General features: G+C 56.9%; 16 protein-coding genes. 6 read left to right on the forward strand and 10 right to left on the reverse strand.

The genetic code is table 11. The features are described 5' to 3' along the window. Window positions 1–36 precede the first annotated feature (36 nt). Window positions 37–396 carry a hydroxyisourate hydrolase gene (uraH, locus tag ACRBB0_RS00855; RefSeq protein ID WP_431372492.1) on the forward strand — a complete coding sequence of 120 codons (360 nt, stop codon included), beginning with the start codon at window positions 37–39 and terminating at the stop codon, window positions 394–396. Between the two features lie 104 nt (window positions 397–500). Further along, window positions 501–689, forward strand: coding sequence for a hypothetical protein (locus ACRBB0_RS00860; protein WP_431372493.1), 189 nt, complete (start codon window positions 501–503; stop codon window positions 687–689). Between the two features lie 31 nt (window positions 690–720). Here the strand turns inward: ACRBB0_RS00860 and ACRBB0_RS00865 are convergent, their stop codons facing one another. Further along, a complete protein-coding gene (locus ACRBB0_RS00865; RefSeq protein ID WP_431372494.1) occupies window positions 721–1,218 on the reverse strand; it encodes a VOC family protein in 498 nt (165 codons plus the stop codon). A 28-nt stretch (window positions 1,219–1,246) separates the two neighbouring features. Between ACRBB0_RS00865 and smpB the strand changes: the two genes are divergently transcribed. From smpB to ACRBB0_RS00885, 4 genes are all read left to right on the forward strand, one after another. Next, window positions 1,247–1,720, forward strand: a complete 474-nt coding sequence (gene smpB / locus ACRBB0_RS00870) for an SsrA-binding protein SmpB (protein WP_431372495.1) — start codon at window positions 1,247–1,249, stop codon at window positions 1,718–1,720. 130 nt (window positions 1,721–1,850) lie between these two features. After that, window positions 1,851–2,141, forward strand: a complete 291-nt coding sequence (locus ACRBB0_RS00875; protein WP_431372496.1) for a hypothetical protein — start codon at window positions 1,851–1,853, stop codon at window positions 2,139–2,141. Window positions 2,142–2,234: 93 nt separating this feature from the next. Then, entirely contained in the window at window positions 2,235–3,092 is an 858-nt protein-coding gene (gene sseA / locus ACRBB0_RS00880) for a 3-mercaptopyruvate sulfurtransferase (RefSeq protein ID WP_431372497.1), read from the forward strand. Continuing rightward, the gene (locus ACRBB0_RS00885) at window positions 3,092–4,276 is read left to right on the forward strand and encodes an aromatic amino acid transaminase (protein ID WP_431372498.1); all 1,185 of its coding nucleotides are present in this window, start codon (window positions 3,092–3,094) and stop codon (window positions 4,274–4,276) included. Before sseA ends, ACRBB0_RS00885 begins: the two co-directional genes overlap by 1 nt. A gap of 142 nt (window positions 4,277–4,418) precedes the next feature. Here the strand turns inward: ACRBB0_RS00885 and ACRBB0_RS00890 are convergent, their stop codons facing one another. The 9 genes from ACRBB0_RS00890 to ACRBB0_RS00930 all read right to left on the reverse strand — a co-directional run bounded on the left by ACRBB0_RS00890 (window position 4,419) and on the right by ACRBB0_RS00930 (window position 15,434). Then, window positions 4,419–4,838, reverse strand: coding sequence for a globin family protein (locus tag ACRBB0_RS00890; RefSeq protein WP_431372499.1), 420 nt, complete (start codon window positions 4,836–4,838; stop codon window positions 4,419–4,421). 1 nt (window position 4,839) lies between these two features. After that, window positions 4,840–5,286 (reverse strand): c-type cytochrome, encoded by a 447-nt coding sequence (locus tag ACRBB0_RS00895; RefSeq protein WP_431372500.1) that lies wholly within the window; start codon window positions 5,284–5,286, stop codon window positions 4,840–4,842. 2 nt (window positions 5,287–5,288) lie between these two features. Further along, window positions 5,289–5,858, reverse strand: a complete 570-nt coding sequence (locus ACRBB0_RS00900; protein ID WP_431372501.1) for a Tll0287-like domain-containing protein — start codon at window positions 5,856–5,858, stop codon at window positions 5,289–5,291. Window positions 5,859–5,908: 50 nt separating this feature from the next. Further along, entirely contained in the window at window positions 5,909–7,375 is a 1,467-nt protein-coding gene (locus tag ACRBB0_RS00905) for a cytochrome c3 family protein (RefSeq protein ID WP_431372502.1), read from the reverse strand. 11 nt (window positions 7,376–7,386) lie between these two features. Continuing rightward, window positions 7,387–9,384, reverse strand: a complete 1,998-nt coding sequence (locus tag ACRBB0_RS00910; protein WP_431372503.1) for an FAD-dependent oxidoreductase — start codon at window positions 9,382–9,384, stop codon at window positions 7,387–7,389. A 339-nt stretch (window positions 9,385–9,723) separates the two neighbouring features. After that, window positions 9,724–10,152, reverse strand: a complete 429-nt coding sequence (locus ACRBB0_RS00915) for an RrF2 family transcriptional regulator (protein ID WP_431372504.1) — start codon at window positions 10,150–10,152, stop codon at window positions 9,724–9,726. Window positions 10,153–10,280: 128 nt separating this feature from the next. Further along, a complete protein-coding gene (locus tag ACRBB0_RS00920; RefSeq protein WP_431372505.1) occupies window positions 10,281–13,214 on the reverse strand; it encodes an error-prone DNA polymerase in 2,934 nt (977 codons plus the stop codon). A 118-nt stretch (window positions 13,215–13,332) separates the two neighbouring features. Continuing rightward, complete coding sequence (locus ACRBB0_RS00925; protein ID WP_431372506.1) at window positions 13,333–14,241, reverse strand: metal ABC transporter permease; 909 nt, start codon at window positions 14,239–14,241, stop codon at window positions 13,333–13,335. Further along, window positions 14,238–15,434 carry a metal ABC transporter permease gene (locus tag ACRBB0_RS00930; RefSeq protein WP_431372507.1) on the reverse strand — a complete coding sequence of 399 codons (1,197 nt, stop codon included), beginning with the start codon at window positions 15,432–15,434 and terminating at the stop codon, window positions 14,238–14,240. The genes ACRBB0_RS00925 and ACRBB0_RS00930 overlap by 4 nt, the downstream gene beginning before the upstream one ends. Window positions 15,435–15,439 lie beyond the last annotated feature (5 nt).

A 15,439-nucleotide genomic window follows, 5' to 3' on the forward strand; every position in this document is an offset into this window, starting at 1 on the left:
AAAATTGCAGGCGGTTGCCAAAAAGGAGGGCATGTTATGGCCAAAGGATACTTAACAACGCATATTTTGGACACAGCCCGTGGGGTTCCGGCGGCTGGGGTCAAGATCGCGCTCTACCGCGTGTCTGGCAATGCGCATCACAAGATTGCCGAGACTGTGACCAATGATGATGGCCGCACAGATGCGCCGATTCTGCCGGTGGAGTCGTTTAAGACCGGCACCTACGAGCTTGTCTTTTTCGCGGGCGAGTATCTGCGTGCGACCGAGCAGAGCGGTGATGACCCGCTGTTCCTTGATCAAATTCCGCTCCGCTTTGGCATGTCGGACGAAGACGCGCACTACCATGTGCCGCTGCTTTTGTCGGCCTATGGGTATTCGACCTATCGTGGTTCGTAACCTGCGGCGATGAATGTCGTGGTAATTTCATTTTGGCGGGGTAGGGTGATGCTAGCCCGCCCACACACTGCCCGCGCACTGGGCCCGCACACTGGATGATCAGAATGAAACAAGTTCCCAAAGACACCACCGATGACGCCCTCATTCAGGAGTTTCTGAACAAAGGCGGCAAAGTCACCAAAGGCAAAACCAAACCACCTAAGCCTGAGCTGGGACTGTCCAAAGGGGTGTGGGGGCAGACCCTCACCAAGGAAGAAAAAGCCGCGCGGGATAAGAACAAAGACAAAGCGTGATCTTTCTGGGCGCGGCTCTGTCCCGCGTTCCTTAAGCGTTCTGCGGCGTTGTCAGCCACCAGACGTTTCCGCTGGTGTCTGTGATTCCGGCCATACGATCACCATGAGGGCGGGTGTTCGGAGCCATGAGTGACGTTGCCCCGAACGCCAGAGCCGCCGTGTAACAGGTCTCGGTGTCATCAACATAGAGAGGCATTTGCGATTTGTTGGCGGGATAGGTCGCGGTTGCTTCATTCAGCATGATAATTGAGTTGCCAATACGCAGGCGCGCATGTTGGATGCGCCCTGTTTCATATCGGTCCTCTTTGATGACTTTGGCATCAAAAACGGTTTCCGCAAATTCTATGAATGCATCGGCGTTTGCCACCGTAAAATACGGTGTGATTGAGCCATAGCCTTTGGGAATCGCATCGCGTTCCAGAGCAGCCTCCCGATATTGCTTTGACAGGAGCCTCAGGCGTGGGCCCGCAAAGAGCAAGTCGCTTTTGCACTTTGTGATGGGGTATTGGATCGGCCAACGGATGGACATAGCTCAGTGCAGTCACTATCTACGCGCTATGGCTAAGAAACTCGTATCAGACCCGAACTACAAAGTGATCGCCGAAAACCGGCGGGCGCGTTACGATTATGCGATCTCGGATGATATCGAGTGCGGCATTATCCTGTCTGGGTCCGAGGTCAAATCCCTGCGGGAAAATTCGGCCAATATTGCCGAGAGCTATGCCGCTGTTGAAGAGGGCGAGCTGTGGCTCGTGAACTCCTATATTGCGCCTTATGATCGGGCGATGTTTAGCCATGAAGAGCGTAAGCGCCGCAAGCTTTTGGTGTCGCGCAAGGAGCTATCACGCCTGTGGAACGATACCCAGCGCAAGGGCATGACCCTTGTACCGCTGGTTATGTATTTCAACCACAAAGGCAAAGCCAAGATCAAGATTGGCATCGCTAAGGGTAAGAAAAACCACGACAAACGCGAAACCGATGCCAAGCGCGATTGGGGCCGTCAAAAGGCGCGTTTGCTCAAGCAGGGCTAAGCCAATCGTATTCCAATTGTCGATCAGGGGGGAGCAAACGCGCTTTGTTCCCGTGAACTGACTGTGTGCTTTACCTTATGTACCGCTCCGTAACCCCGGACAATCGGGACTGGTGTGGAGGGAACACATTATGGAATTGATTATTGGACTGATCTCAGGCGCAATCGGTGGCAACGCGGCGGGTGGTTTGCTCAAAAACCTGAACCAAGGCACGCTGATAAACTCGCTGGCGGGTATTGTTGGTGGCGGTCTTGGCGGCACAATCTTGTCGATGCTGGGTGTTGGCGGCATGGAAGGCGCAGCAGGCGCTGTTGGCTCGCTCGACATTGGGTCGATCATCAGCCAAGTCGCAGGCGGTGGTGTCGGCGGCGGTGTGGTTTTGGCGATTGTAGGTGTGATCCGCAATAAACTGACCGGCTAACACGCATTTTAGGCGGCTGTTTGCGCTGTCTGCCTTGCATGACGCTGCCCCCGGGCCTATGGACAGATTGATCCATTACTCCGGGGGTATGCCATGTCTTACGACGATCCCAAAACAATTGTGTCAACTGAATGGTTGGCCAAGCATATCAAAGACCCTGACCTGCGCCTTCTGGACGCGAGCTGGTATTTACCCGCCATGGGCCGCGATCCTAAGGCTGAATATGACGCAGCGCATATTCCGGGTGCCCGTTTCTTTGACATTGATGATGTCTCTGACAACCGCTCTGATCTGCCGCATATGGTTCCTACGGTTGAAAAATTCATGTCTCGTTTGCGCGCAATGGGGGTGGGTGACGGTCATCAAGTTGTTGTTTACGACGGGATGGGTGTGTTTTCCGCAGCCCGCGTTTGGTGGCTGTTCCGGCTGATGGGACAAGACAATATCGCCGTTTTGGATGGTGGTTTGCCAAAATGGCAAGCCGAAGGGCGCGATATCGAAGACTTGCCACCCGTGATCCGCGACCGTCATATGACCGTGCGCCGTCAGGCCCATATGGTCAAAGACGTGACGCAAGTCTCTGCCGCGTCCAAATTGCGTGATTACGAGATTATCGATGCCCGTGGTCCCGGCCGTTTCCGAGGGGAAGAACCTGAGCCGCGCGAAGGTATGCGCGCTGGGCACATCCCGGGGGCCAAAAATGTGCATTATGCCACCCTGCAAAATGCTGACGGCACGATGAAAGACCCCGCAGGCCTCAAAGCCACGTTTGAAGCGGCTGGCGTTGATTTTGGCAAACCGGTTATCACCTCTTGTGGATCAGGGGTGACTGCGGCCATTCTCAATCTTGCGCTTGAGGTTATCGGTAAGCGCGACCATTCCCTTTATGACGGGTCCTGGAGTGAATGGGGACAGTTCCCAACACTGCCCGTCGCCACCGGAGAAGACTGATGTTCGAGACTCTCAAAGAACAACCCGCCGATAAAATCCTGCAATTGATGCAGCTGTATCGCGAAGATCCTCGCGATGACAAGATCGACCTGGGTGTCGGTGTTTACAAAGACGCGTCGGGCAAAACCCCGATTATGCGGGCTGTTAAGGCCGCCGAGAAAAAGCTTTGGGAAGAGCAGGAAACCAAAGCCTATACCGGTCTTGCCGGTGATCCGGCTTTTTCGGACGCGATGATTGATCTGGTGCTGAGCGATAGTGTTGCGCGCGGCAATGTGGCTGCGGTTGCGACTCCGGGTGGTACAGGCGCGGTGCGTCAGGCGTTTGAATTTGCGCGTTTGGCGCAACCTGATGTGCGTGTGTTTGTGTCGGATCCGACCTGGCCAAACCACCTGTCGATCCTGAAACATCTTGGCATTGAAATGGTGCCGTATCGCTATTTCGATGGCGAAACACGCGGTGTGACCTTTGATGGTATGATCGAAGATCTGGGCAAAGCGGGCCCTGGTGATATCGTCTTGCTGCACGGCTGCTGTCATAACCCAACCGGGGCAAACCTGAACCTGACGCAATGGCAGGACGTTGTGGATGTGCTGAACAAAACCGGTGCTGTTCCGATGATCGACATCGCCTACCAAGGCTTTGGCGATGGTCTGGAAGAAGACGCGGCGGCGGTGCGTTTGGTTGCCTCATCGGTGCCAGAATGTCTGATCGCGGCGAGTTGCTCCAAGAACTTTGGTGTGTATCGTGAACGCACTGGTTTGTTGATGTCGGTGTCTGCGGATGCCTCCAAGACCAAGGTCAACCAAGGAAACCTGGCGTATTTGAACCGTCAGAACTATTCCTTCCCGCCTGACCATGGTGCCCGCCTTGTGACGATGGTTTTGACTGATCCGGTTTTACGGGCGGATTGGGCGACTGAGTTGGAAGAGGTTCGGACCTCGATGCTCGGTTTGCGCGAAATGCTGGCGAGTGAGCTGCAGCGGGCGTCTGGATCAGATCGGTTTGGCTTTATTGCGCAACATCGCGGTATGTTCTCGCGCCTTGGGGCCTCTGGTGAGCTGGTGCAGAAATTGCGCGAAGAGCATGCGATTTACATGGTTGGTGATTCTCGCTTGAACATTGCAGGTTTGAACAAGACCTCTGTGCCGATCCTTGCGGATGCGATTGTCAAAGTCGGCATGTAAGCAAACTGTTGTTATAAGGTGCGGGCCAAGGCCCGCTCTTGAGATCTCAGCCCCCGCCAAGTGCGGGGGCTTCGTGTTGGCGCATGAGCGACCCTTGGCAGTGCCCGCATCAGTGTTGCAATGTCAGGCCACCGGGGCCCTATCATGCCGCAGCAGCATCCTTTTGTGCCGAGATCATCACCGATGCCAATGTGCCATAGGTTTCAACCCAAGCAGCTTTGGTTTCTTCGGTAAAGTCATCGCCAAGCCCCTGACCCAACGCATAGATCAGCGCTTCACCGACAAAACCGTAATGCTCTTCCGTCACGTCGTATCCGTTGTGACGGCGGCCAAGGTCCTGAACCGCCGGTAGAATTTCGTCGAGCTTTGTCAGACCGTTCACGGCGATGCCGATCATTTGCATCAGTTTCTTTTTCTGATCGCTCATGTCTTCGGGAAAAAGCGACCGTACTTGGGGCGCGATCTCAAACAGCTTTGCGTAAAAAATATCTGCCGCGGGTCCGGCAATTGGCACCACTTTTTTAAAGCTGCCTTGCACGAGAGCGATCTGTTCGGGTGTCATGTCAATCTGTCCTTCTTGTATCGAGGAACTGCAACGCTGGCTCGGCACCGCCGCTGGCCCATACCATAAAGGCCACAGCCGCGGCGACGTCTGCGTCGCTAAGATCCGGATTACCGCCACGCGGAGGCATTTCGGCGTAAGTCACACCAAGAAACCCCTGAACGGCGTGTTCTATTAAGGTGGGCAACCCCTGTTGGATGCGGGGGGCCCATGTTTGTGTTGCCGTGATTTTGGGGGCGCCGGTGGCTTTGTTCCCACCGTGACAGGCCATGCATGTCTCGGCCCAAACCACCCGCCCCGCGGCCAAAACCGGTTGCGTGGGCATGGGCAGACGATCAACGGTTACAAAACCGCTCAGACCTTTGTCAGACAAAACATCCGTCAATGTGGTGTCAGCCTGAGATATGCAGGGCCAAGCCAGCACGGCCGCCAAAATCAAGGGGCGCATGGTTAGCCGTCCATTGGGATGCGAATGACCACACCACCCATGACATCGCCGCCTTCAAAATCGGTGCGCGGGGAATCCTTATGGGCGTTGTGGCAAGAGGAACAGGCCTCGGCCACCGACACGTCAGGATAAAATGCGGTGAAATAATTCACGCCACCGAGTTCTTCTTCGCCGTAGAAGTTCTCACCCGGATTGTCGGCGATATATTCCAAACCTTCCTTTTCCAGATCGGTCGACGGAGCGTTTTGTTTGTTGATTGGCCACAGAGACAGGAGTGAATAGGAAAATGCATCGGTTTCTTCGGCAACCATTTCGGCCCCAAAACGGAACATTTGGGCGGGCAGAACCAGCGCTTTGTCGTCGACGAAATGCTCAGAGGCGGTGATGACCTTTTCCTTAACAGCCAGGCGGTTAACCACCATGCGGGTGTATACTGTGCGGTCCGAGGACATCACCAAATGCAAGAGATCCGCGACCTCTTGAAACTCCATTTCGGCCGAGGCGGATGTGCCGCCTAGGGCCATTGCACCGCACAAAACTGCGGCTTTGATTTTTTTGGTATAGCTGGTCATAACTAGGTCTCCTGTTGCGTTATGAGTGGCAGGATGCGTGGGCCGTCCGGTCATTGGTTGGCGCCGTGTTCGGACGGTTCCACGCGTTTTTGCGCCCAATCGATGCTGTCGATGTGGCGAATGGGTTGCCCGGTGAAATTGGACGAGATCAGCGCAGGATCGGCCAAGGCATCAATGGCAAAGCCAAGCCCGTGGCAGTCTAGACAGACAGATCGGATCATCTTTTCATTCGGACGAAGATTGTCGTTTTGGTTGTGATTGGTCAGCGCAAAACCCTTCTTTTCGGTTTGCGCCATGTGGCAGGTCGCACAGGTCACGCCGCTGCCTGCGGGTGCGGCCCCGGACATTTCAGCCTGCCACAGGCTGTGGTGGGGGCTGTTTTCATAGGCTTGGCTGTGGTCATCGGAATGACAGGTCAAACAGGCGGTAACTGCTGTGTGTTGGGGCTCTTCGCGGTGAGGGAGGTGACAAGAATTGCAGGTCATGCCTTGGCCATGAGCGTCTTGAGACAGTTCAACACGCGCCTCGTCTGTGGTCATCGTGCGCGGAGGTCCTGGATCGTCCAGATAGGTTTCGATGGCTGAAATCAAAACTTCAGGCGCGTCCGGCCAGCCAAGTTTCTTTAGCCGCTTTTCAGCGTCACGTGGTTTTGAGATTTTGGAATGGCCACGCATCCCATGCCGCCCCAGCGAAAAACTCTTGGCCGCCCCCTTGTGGCAATCGGCACAAACAGCCTGATCGGGATGATCTGTCCATTCGGTGAGTTCAGGCGCATGACAGTTTTGGCAGGTGACCTCTGCTGCCGCATGGGCCGATGCCGCCCAATCGTGGTTGATGTCATCGGTTTCTGACGGGGCCGAGATAGATGCGAGATAAGTCGAAATTTCTTGCTCATCGACGGCTCGTGGCACGCTAGGCAAGGCTGCCGCCGCGATGATTGGCGTGTCCGTGAGCCAGCCTGTTTTGGCGTGTTTGACCAAAAAGTCTTCATATAACGCGCGGTTGTCATGGTAGTTGTGACACCCCGCAGAGGCACAGGTATCAAATGTCAGATCAGCGTGGCTTTCACGATCTTTTCGAATGTCCTGTTCACCTTCGGAATGGCAGGCAATGCAGAAATCCCCCTGCAAGGTCAGCATCATAGGTTCTGTTTGCTCGGGAAGGTGTTCTGCGTGGCAGGTGGTGCAAAATCGCCCGTCGACATCCTCCCAATAGGCGGCCATGCGCGGATTGGTGAATTTCTTTTTTGGGTGGCTGTCATCGCCTGCCTTGAGTTCGTCTTTGTGGCAGGTCAGGCAGGTCTTGTTGATGGATTTTTTGACCTTGGCTTGGGATTCAAAGGGCTTGGCGGTGTGGCAAGTCTCACATGAAATCTCAAGCTGATGATGGGCTCCGGCTGATTGTCCGGGCAACAAAACGGTTCGGTCGCCACCGATGTATAGGGTGGCAAAGACTGCGCTTGCCGTGAGGGCGGTCAGCACCATCCATAGCGTCCAGAGTAAGGCGGTCCGTGACATTCTATCCTCCCTCAAAACGCATAGCTGGTGAGAACATGGGCGAGGATCAAAACCGGAAGCGGCCAGACCGCGAGGATATGCAGCCAAGTCGGCAACCGCCGTGCCGGCTTTCTGGCCGATCCGATCCGTTTGGCGCGCAGCACATGGTCGCCGCCCGTCGCGAGGCCCGAAACCGCACCGAGGATCAATGTGAGCACAAAGGCCACAAACAGCATCAGGTTCAAATTGCTGCCAGCGCGCAGGCCGGTATGGGCCAGCAAACCCAGTGCCGCCAAACCTCCGACTGCGAGATGAACCAAGCGCCACCCGTCATAGGCCCCGAACCGATCCATGATCCGAATGCGCTTGCGCAAGCCGATCAGCATCGCGGTGAGTGTTGTCCCGAGGAGAATAAAACCGGTCCACTGCCGTATGATATTGTCTTGCCAGAGCCACTCTCGCAGGCTCTGCGCGTCAAAATTCTGGGGATATGGGATGCGTGGGGCCACGCCCAGCACCAGCGCCGCCAAGGCCGCAAGGCCGGACGTCCAAAGGATGGCTCGGTGAAGCCGAACTGGTTCTGGCGGTCCCCCGGCTGCCACCAGCTCTTGCAAGATCGGGAGGCACGAGCCGCAAACCTTGCCCGCACCGGTTGCGTTTCCCAATGCTTCGGGTGTTTTGGCACCCTCGGACATGGCAGTCCGCAACCTCTCACATGTCACACCGGTGCAATTGCAAACCGTTGCCGCGTCGGCCATTTGCGAAATGTCTTCATCGCCGTCTTGCCAAAACTGACCATAGCGCAAGAACCGAAAAACCATCCAAGGGTACAGGGTTGCCCCTTGTTGAATCGCGCTTTGTACGCGGCTGGCTTGGCTCCAGGCACCAACGCCAATGGCACCGACCAGCTTGCCCTGGCGGACAAAGACCCGGCGGTACAGATTGCCTTCGGTCCAAACATGGCTGCGCGTATGGGCTGCGACTTCTAGCTGTTCCACCTCGCCGACGGAAAACACTTCGGCCCCGATGACCTTGAGCTTGGTTGCGGGAACGGCGCGCGTGTATGATTTGGTGTCTCCGAGAATCTGCGCCACGGCCACGTCGGCCTGTTCAAATCCTGGCCCAACCAACCCTTGCATGACCTGATCATGTTCGGCGCATTCCCCAATGGCGAAAATATCCGGGTCAGCGGTTCGCATTGTGTCATCGACAACGATGCCGCGCCCAAATGGCAGTTTTGCACGCTGGGCTAGCTCGATATTGGCGCGAACACCTGTGCAAACGATCACGGTGTCACAGGGCAATTCGCTACCGTCATTGAGCTGAATAGCAGTGACCCGATCCTCGCCGCAGATTTCTTTGACCGCCACACCGGTTTTGACCGTGACCCCCAATGCGGAAATTTCCTGCATCAACAGAGCGCCCGCTTCGGTATCAAGCTGGCGTGGCATCACCCGGTTTTCATGTTCAACAACAGTGACGTTGACTTGGCGGCGTTGCATTCCGCGCGCCGCTTCGAGCCCAAGCAAGCCCCCGCCAATGATCACGACCCGTCGTGCGCTGATGCTCCGCGCCAAAAGCGCCGATGCGTCTGCCGCTGAGCGGAAGGTAAAAACACCTGACAGATCTTTGCCCGGTATGCCGGGGATATTGGCCCGCGACCCGGTGGCGATGATAAGCCTGTCATAGGGCCAAACTTGGCCATCGGCGGTGCGCACCAGCTTTTGATCACGGTTAATATCCATCGCCCGCAATCCTGTCTTCAGGGTGAGGTTTGCCTTTGACGCTGTCAGATCAGGAGATGTAATTTCGCCGAACTGCACATCTCCGGCCAATAGCGGCGTCAGCTTGACCCGGTTATAGGGTTCAAATGCCTCGGTAGATAAAAGCGTAACTTCGACGTTTTTTGCAGATGCAGCAAGGCTTGCTGCCGCACGCGCGCCCACGGGGCCACCGCCGATGACAACCACGCGAAGCGGCTGGCTGTGGGGGGACGTTACTGTAAGGTCGCGCATCTGCTGTGTTGTCATTTTTCGCACCATAATAAAGTATTAGGTCGAATAACTGGCGGCCATTCCATGCGGAAAGACCACCTGAATCCTTTGGGTGTCCGTAAACATCATTGTCACATCAGCGGATGGCGCCGTTGCCAGCCTGAGAAGATTTTTGCAGGCAATGCTGCAGGTGCAAAGTGATTTTTTGAGGAAGCTGCTGCTTGATTGGATAGCTGCCTGCCAAATTTGGGTAGATGCTAAAAATTAATCATTCATCCAAAGTGAATGATTAATCTCTGCGCTGGGTTTGGATGGTGCGCAGGGGTGTGGATGGTGTGGGAAGGGCAGATTTCTGTCCATCTCGCCAGATTGGTGTCACGAATGTGCGCTCAAAAGCTTGCGTGACAGCGAATCGGAGCCACTGTCGCAAACCTGTTGGAGCGTGTAGCGATCAAGGCTGTTGAAAAAGGCCATTTGCGCCTCTTTCAGGATGCAGATCAAACCGCAATCTGGGGCCAGGATACAAGATGAGCAATCAACCATGGCTGAATTGCCTTCGGTATGTCTGACGATCTGTCCAACAGTAATGTCCCTGGCTGGGGCGGACAGCCGCAAACCGCCAGATCGTCCACGAACGGACGTCAATATGCCGGCTCCAACCAGATCAGTGGCCAGTTTCATGACGTTGCCACGCGGAATGGCGTAGGTGTCCACAATCTCGGAAATCGAGACCAGCCGGTCTTGATGTAGCGCGAGGTATAAGCAGACGCGCAAGGCGTAATCCGAATATCGAGTCAGTTTCATGGCCGGTGATGTGTCTTGGCTGCGTTGTGTGAAATCCTGCTGAGCGTAACGCGCCAGGGTTCCCGACCTCAAGAGAGGGAACACAAAGCGGCGTTTTTATCGGGCCGTGACCATCTTTTTCGCGCGCCTCAACGTGGCTTTGCCTCTTTTCCAAGCGTGTTAGGGGCACCGGGTGTTAAAAGCGAGCGCAATAATCCGACGGGATGGCTGCGCAGGCTTAGGCGGGTGGCGACATAGTCCTCGACCACTTCCTCACCCAAGGTGATTTCGGGCAGATTGGGGGCGGGTTCCTGAACCGCTTCACCGTCTATGTCCTGTGCAAACAAGGGGAGTTCGGGCCCTTTGATAAGCGATTTGGTTTCCCACAGGGCTTCGCGTCGGGAGTGACCCGTGGCCGCAAAGGCTCCGGCTTCGGCAAGGCGGGTCAAGATGTCCGGGCCCAACCCGGCCTTGCGCCAGACGTCGCGCACAGAGAGATAACCATTGCCGCGCGCGGCGGTGATCCATGTGGCATCCTCCTCGCTCAGGCCTTTGATCTGGCGAAACCCGAGGCGCAGCGCAAGGCCGCCCTTGTCATCAGGCTCCATCATATTGTCCCAATAGCTGGCATTGATACAGATCGGGCGCACATCGACCCCATGTTCGCAGGCGTCTCGTACGATCTGGGCCGGAGCGTAGAATCCCATGGGCTGGGAGTTGAGCAAGGCGCAGGCAAAAATGCCCGGATGGTGGCATTTGATCCAGGCCGAGGCATAGACCAGCAAGGCAAAGCTGGCCGCGTGGCTTTCGGGAAAGCCATAGGAACCAAACCCTTCGATCTGTGAAAAACATCGGGCGGCAAAGTCGTCTTCATAGCCATTCTTGCGCATGCCGCGCATAAACAGGGTGCGGAACTCCGAGACATTGCCATGTTTCTTGAACGTGGCAAGCGAGCGGCGCAAGCGGTCGGCTTCGGTGGGGGTAAAGCCCGCGCCGATGATGGCGATCTGCATGGCTTGTTCCTGAAACAAGGGCACCCCCATTGTTTTTCCCAGCACCGCGCCAAGTTCATCCGACGGAAAGGTGACCTCTTCTTCACCATTGCGGCGGCGGATGTAGGGATGAACCATGTCGCCTTGGATTGGGCCGGGGCGGATGATGGCGACTTCGATGACAAGATCATAGAAATTTCGTGGTTTCATGCGCGGCAGAAAGTTCATCTGCGCACGGGATTCGACCTGAAACACCCCGATACTATCGGCATTACACAGCATGTCGTAAACGCGCGGATCCTCTTGCGGGAGGGTGGCGAGCGTGTGTTGTGGCCCGTGATGACGGGCGATCAGATCAAAGGCTTTGCGAATACAGGTGAGCATGCCGAGGCTGAGCACATCGACCTTGAGAATGCCAAGCGCGTCGATGTCATCCTTATCCCAACAGATGACCGTGCGGCCTTCCATGCTGGCGTTTTCGATGGGGACTAGCTCATCAAGCCGACCCTCGGTGACAATGAAACCGCCAACATGTTGGCTCAGATGGCGCGGGAAGCCGATGATTTCATGGACCAGCTCCAGCGTCAGTTGCAGTCGCCGGTCATTGGGATCAAGGCCGATTTCACGCATGCGGCTCTCTTCAAGCCCTTGGGCCGAAAAGAACCCCCAGAGTTGTGATGACAGCGCGCCAATGGTGTCTTGGGATAGGCCCATGGCAGTGCCGACTTCGCGGATTGCGCGCTTGCCGCGATAGTGGATGACCGTCGCACAAAGCCCGGCGCGGTGACGCCCGTAGCGTTCATAGATGTGCTGGATGACTTCTTCGCGGCGTTCATGTTCGAAATCTACATCAATATCGGGTGGCTCATCCCGCGCCTCTGAGACGAAGCGTTCGAAGACCATAGTGCCGATCTCGGGGGAAACCGAGGTGACGCCAAGGCAGTAGCAAACGACGGAATTGGCTGCCGATCCACGCCCTTGGCAGAGGATATCGCGGGAGCGGGCAAAGGCGACGATGTCGCGCACTGTCAGGAAATAGGGTTCGTAGTTGAGTTTGCCGATCAGGGTGAGTTCGTGTTCGAGCATGTTGTGCACCCGCTCTGGGGCGCCATGTGGGTAGCGCCAGCGCAGACCTTCGAGAGCGAGGCGGCGCAACCGACCGGAAGGGGTTTCGCTTGCGGTGATTTCGGAGGGGTATTCGTAGCGCAGTGAGGCAAGGTCAAATTGGCAGGTCTCGGCAAGATCAGCAGCGCGGGTTACCGCAGCGGCATGCGGGCCAAGGATTTTGCGCATTTCTGCTTCGGAGCGCAGGCGCTGTTCGCCATTTGCAAAGGTCCCGCGGCCAAGGTTTTCAACGCGCGTGCTTGTGCGGATGGCGGTGAGCACGTCGGCAAGGCGGCGGCGACGGCCATGATGCATACGCGGCGCGGCGCTGGCGATTGTCGGGATATTTAGGGCTTTGGCCAGATCAGCATGGGTGTCAAAGCGCAGGGCGTCCTGACCGTCATAGCGGGGAGAGAGCGCGAGATAAGTGTTTTGGGGGAGGCGGCGCGTCAGCTGTCGTGCCTGACGCAGCCAGGCATGCGCGCCGCCCGGCGGATGTTGCGCCTGTGGGGGCGGGTGTAGGATCAGGCCTAGCCCGCTCAGATCGTCCGGGAAGTCGGAGAGGTGGAGGGTGCAGCTGCCCTTGTCGGCGCGCAACCGTCCGGTGGACAGGAGGCGGCAAAGGGTGGCCCAGCCTTGGCGGGTGGCGGTGAGGGCGGTGGCCTCTATCCCTTCGGCAAAGCAGAGGCGGGCGGCGGGGATCAGGCGTGGAGTGTTGCGAATGTGAAGTGAGCGGGGTTTGGGCAGATGCGGTGGCGCTGCTGGGCCGATGGGGCCATGACGTGCTTCGGTTTCGGTGCGTTCGGTGATTTGGCGGGCAATGTCGCGCATTTTGGTATGGGCCCGCACGATGCCTGCGACGGAGTTCACATCAGATATGGCAATGGCGCTGATGCCGATCAGGGCGGCACGGTTCATGTACTCCTCGGGGTGGGAGGCCCCGGTGAGGAAGGTAAAGTTGGAGGTGATGCACAGCTCGGCGAACATACAGGTAGTATATTCATGTTTTGTTCTGATTTGGAGTCTGAAATCTGACACGGGCGCGACGGCGATTTTTCGGCGAAAAATCGTATTCCCGGTGGGGAAAGTTGAACAAACCAGACGGTCAGGCGCGTTTGTGGGGCGCGAAAAGTGCAGTAAGGAGAAGGACAACGCCAGATACCGTGGCGATCATGCCGGCGGCAGAGACCGATGCTGAAGCTCCGATCCAAAGCGGCCCATAGCCCGCGAGGATGTAACCCAGCACTGCAGAGATGCAGGCGAAAAACATCGACCAGGCAATTTGTGTTTCGAGCCGGTTGGTCATAAGCCGCGCCGCCGTCGGTGGGCAGATAAACATAGCGATCACAATGATTGACCCAACCGCATCAAAGGCTGCGACGGCGGCCAATGCGGCCATAACCACAATGCCCAGGCCAATCAAAGTTGTGGGAAGGCCAAGCGATTTGGCGAATCCTTCGTCAAAGGTTGCAAGCTTGAGTGGGCGCCAGAACACCCAGGTCAGGCATGCGACCACAGCCAAGGCCAAAGCCATACGCAGCAATTCAGGGGGCAAAGTGGCCAGCGCGCTCAGATCAACCAAAGAGGACCAGCCAACCGCATCAAGCCAGATCAGGCTCTCGAGGTTGCCATACAGCGCATGTTCAACATCAAGGTGGACGCCGGATGTGTCCGACTGCTCCAACAGTAAAACACCAGCGGCAAACATGGCAGTGAACACAACGCCCATGGCGGCACCGGGCTCAACCTTGCCCAAACGGCGGATCGCTTCGATTAAGATCACGGCGACCAAAGCCGCCCCGGCGGCCCCAAACATCATGGGAAGTGTCGTGATGACGCCAGTGATCAGGAATGCAACCACAATGCCGGGCAGCACAACATGCGAAATCGCATCACCAATCAGAGACTGACGACGCAGAAGCAGAAAATTGCCGGGCAGGGCGCAGGCCATAGCGGCGAGCATGCCAATCACCATCGGTGGCAAAGACAGAGCGACAAATTCGTAACCCATCACACAGCTCCTTGCGGGGAAAGGCGGGCATCGAGCAATTTGACCTGATCTCGGGTCAGTACGTCTTCGATCCGGGTGAGGCCATCGTCGCGGCTGGCGAGGCTTGAGAGTTCTTCGACCCTGCGTAATTCCTGCCAACGGGTTTCATCGCGCAGGGCTTGGGCTGCGGCGTTGCGGCCTTCGTCGGTTGGAACCCCATCCGGGCGCATCAATCCTCGCGTGCGCAGCATACGCTGGGTCAGGCTTTCATAAACGGGTTGGCCATGGGCAAGAGCAAGCAAGCCTTGGCGCAAGTGGACCTCATGCTGCAACCGACGATGGCGCAGGGCGGAGGCCAGGACACCGCGCGATGGGGCAAACATCAGTGACAGGGCAAAGAGAGCAAAGGCCACCAACACAATGATCGGGCCGGTTGGGAGGTCGGGGGCCGTGGCCGACAGGGCCGCGCCGATATACCCTGAAACGCCGCCAAACAGAGCGGCCAGCTGCGCGACACGGGTTGCGTTTTCGGCCCAGAACCGGGCGGCGACAGCGGGAATGATCAGCATGGCGACGATCAGTATCAGCCCAACAATTTTAAGTCCGACAACAGTGACAGCCAACACCAGAACCATCAGCGCCATGTCGATGCGTGCTGTGTTGAGGCCCTGGACCTGTGCATAGCCTTCGTCAAACGCAGTCATCAACATCGGACGGCGCAGCAGAACCGTGGCCAGCAACACAATCGCCCCGCCTGCAGCGATCACCAAGGCGTCGGCGCGTAACATGCCTGCGGTTGATCCAAGCAAAAAACCTTCTAATCCGGCTTGGCGGCCTGATTGCATGGTTTGGATCACGGTCAGCAGAACAATGCCAAAGCCAAAGAACACGGATAAAACTGCGCCAATTGCGGCGTCTTCGGGTAAGCGGGTGTTGCGGGTGATCCAGCTCACCGCATAAAGGCCCGCCCAAGCCGACAAGGCTGAGCCAAGCATCAAGCCGGGCAAAAACCGCCCGTCTCCGCCCAAGGCAACCATGGCCAAAAATGCCAAGGCCAAGCCCGGTAGGGTCGCGTGACTAATGGCGTCTGAAACAAGCGCCCGTTTGCGCAGGTACAAAAATGCCCCGACTGCGCCAGCAGCAACGCCCAAGGCAGCGGAGCCCAGCGTCACCAATACGGCGTTGTAACCGAGCTGTAATGTCAGGGCTTCAAACACCGATC

The sequence above is a fragment of the Pelagimonas sp. genome (assembly GCF_050633425.1).
Taxonomy (GTDB): domain Bacteria; phylum Pseudomonadota; class Alphaproteobacteria; order Rhodobacterales; family Rhodobacteraceae; genus Pelagimonas.

Bases quoted from the DNA above. Each gene is read 5' to 3' on its own strand.
- uraH (WP_431372492.1), top strand. From the start codon at position 37: ATGGCCAAAGGATACTTAACAACGCATATTTTGGACACAGCCCGTGGG.
- ACRBB0_RS00860 (WP_431372493.1), top strand. From the start codon at position 501: ATGAAACAAGTTCCCAAAGACACCACCGATGACGCCCTCATTCAGGAG.
- ACRBB0_RS00865 (WP_431372494.1), bottom strand. From the start codon at position 1,218: ATGTCCATCCGTTGGCCGATCCAATACCCCATCACAAAGTGCAAAAGC.
- smpB (WP_431372495.1), top strand. From the start codon at position 1,247: ATGGCTAAGAAACTCGTATCAGACCCGAACTACAAAGTGATCGCCGAA.
- ACRBB0_RS00875 (WP_431372496.1), top strand. From the start codon at position 1,851: ATGGAATTGATTATTGGACTGATCTCAGGCGCAATCGGTGGCAACGCG.
- sseA (WP_431372497.1), top strand. From the start codon at position 2,235: ATGTCTTACGACGATCCCAAAACAATTGTGTCAACTGAATGGTTGGCC.
- ACRBB0_RS00885 (WP_431372498.1), top strand. From the start codon at position 3,092: ATGTTCGAGACTCTCAAAGAACAACCCGCCGATAAAATCCTGCAATTG.
- ACRBB0_RS00890 (WP_431372499.1), bottom strand. From the start codon at position 4,838: ATGACACCCGAACAGATCGCTCTCGTGCAAGGCAGCTTTAAAAAAGTG.
- ACRBB0_RS00895 (WP_431372500.1), bottom strand. From the start codon at position 5,286: ATGCGCCCCTTGATTTTGGCGGCCGTGCTGGCTTGGCCCTGCATATCT.
- ACRBB0_RS00900 (WP_431372501.1), bottom strand. From the start codon at position 5,858: ATGACCAGCTATACCAAAAAAATCAAAGCCGCAGTTTTGTGCGGTGCA.
- ACRBB0_RS00905 (WP_431372502.1), bottom strand. From the start codon at position 7,375: ATGTCACGGACCGCCTTACTCTGGACGCTATGGATGGTGCTGACCGCC.
- ACRBB0_RS00910 (WP_431372503.1), bottom strand. From the start codon at position 9,384: ATGACAACACAGCAGATGCGCGACCTTACAGTAACGTCCCCCCACAGC.
- ACRBB0_RS00915 (WP_431372504.1), bottom strand. From the start codon at position 10,152: ATGAAACTGACTCGATATTCGGATTACGCCTTGCGCGTCTGCTTATAC.
- ACRBB0_RS00920 (WP_431372505.1), bottom strand. From the start codon at position 13,214: ATGTTCGCCGAGCTGTGCATCACCTCCAACTTTACCTTCCTCACCGGG.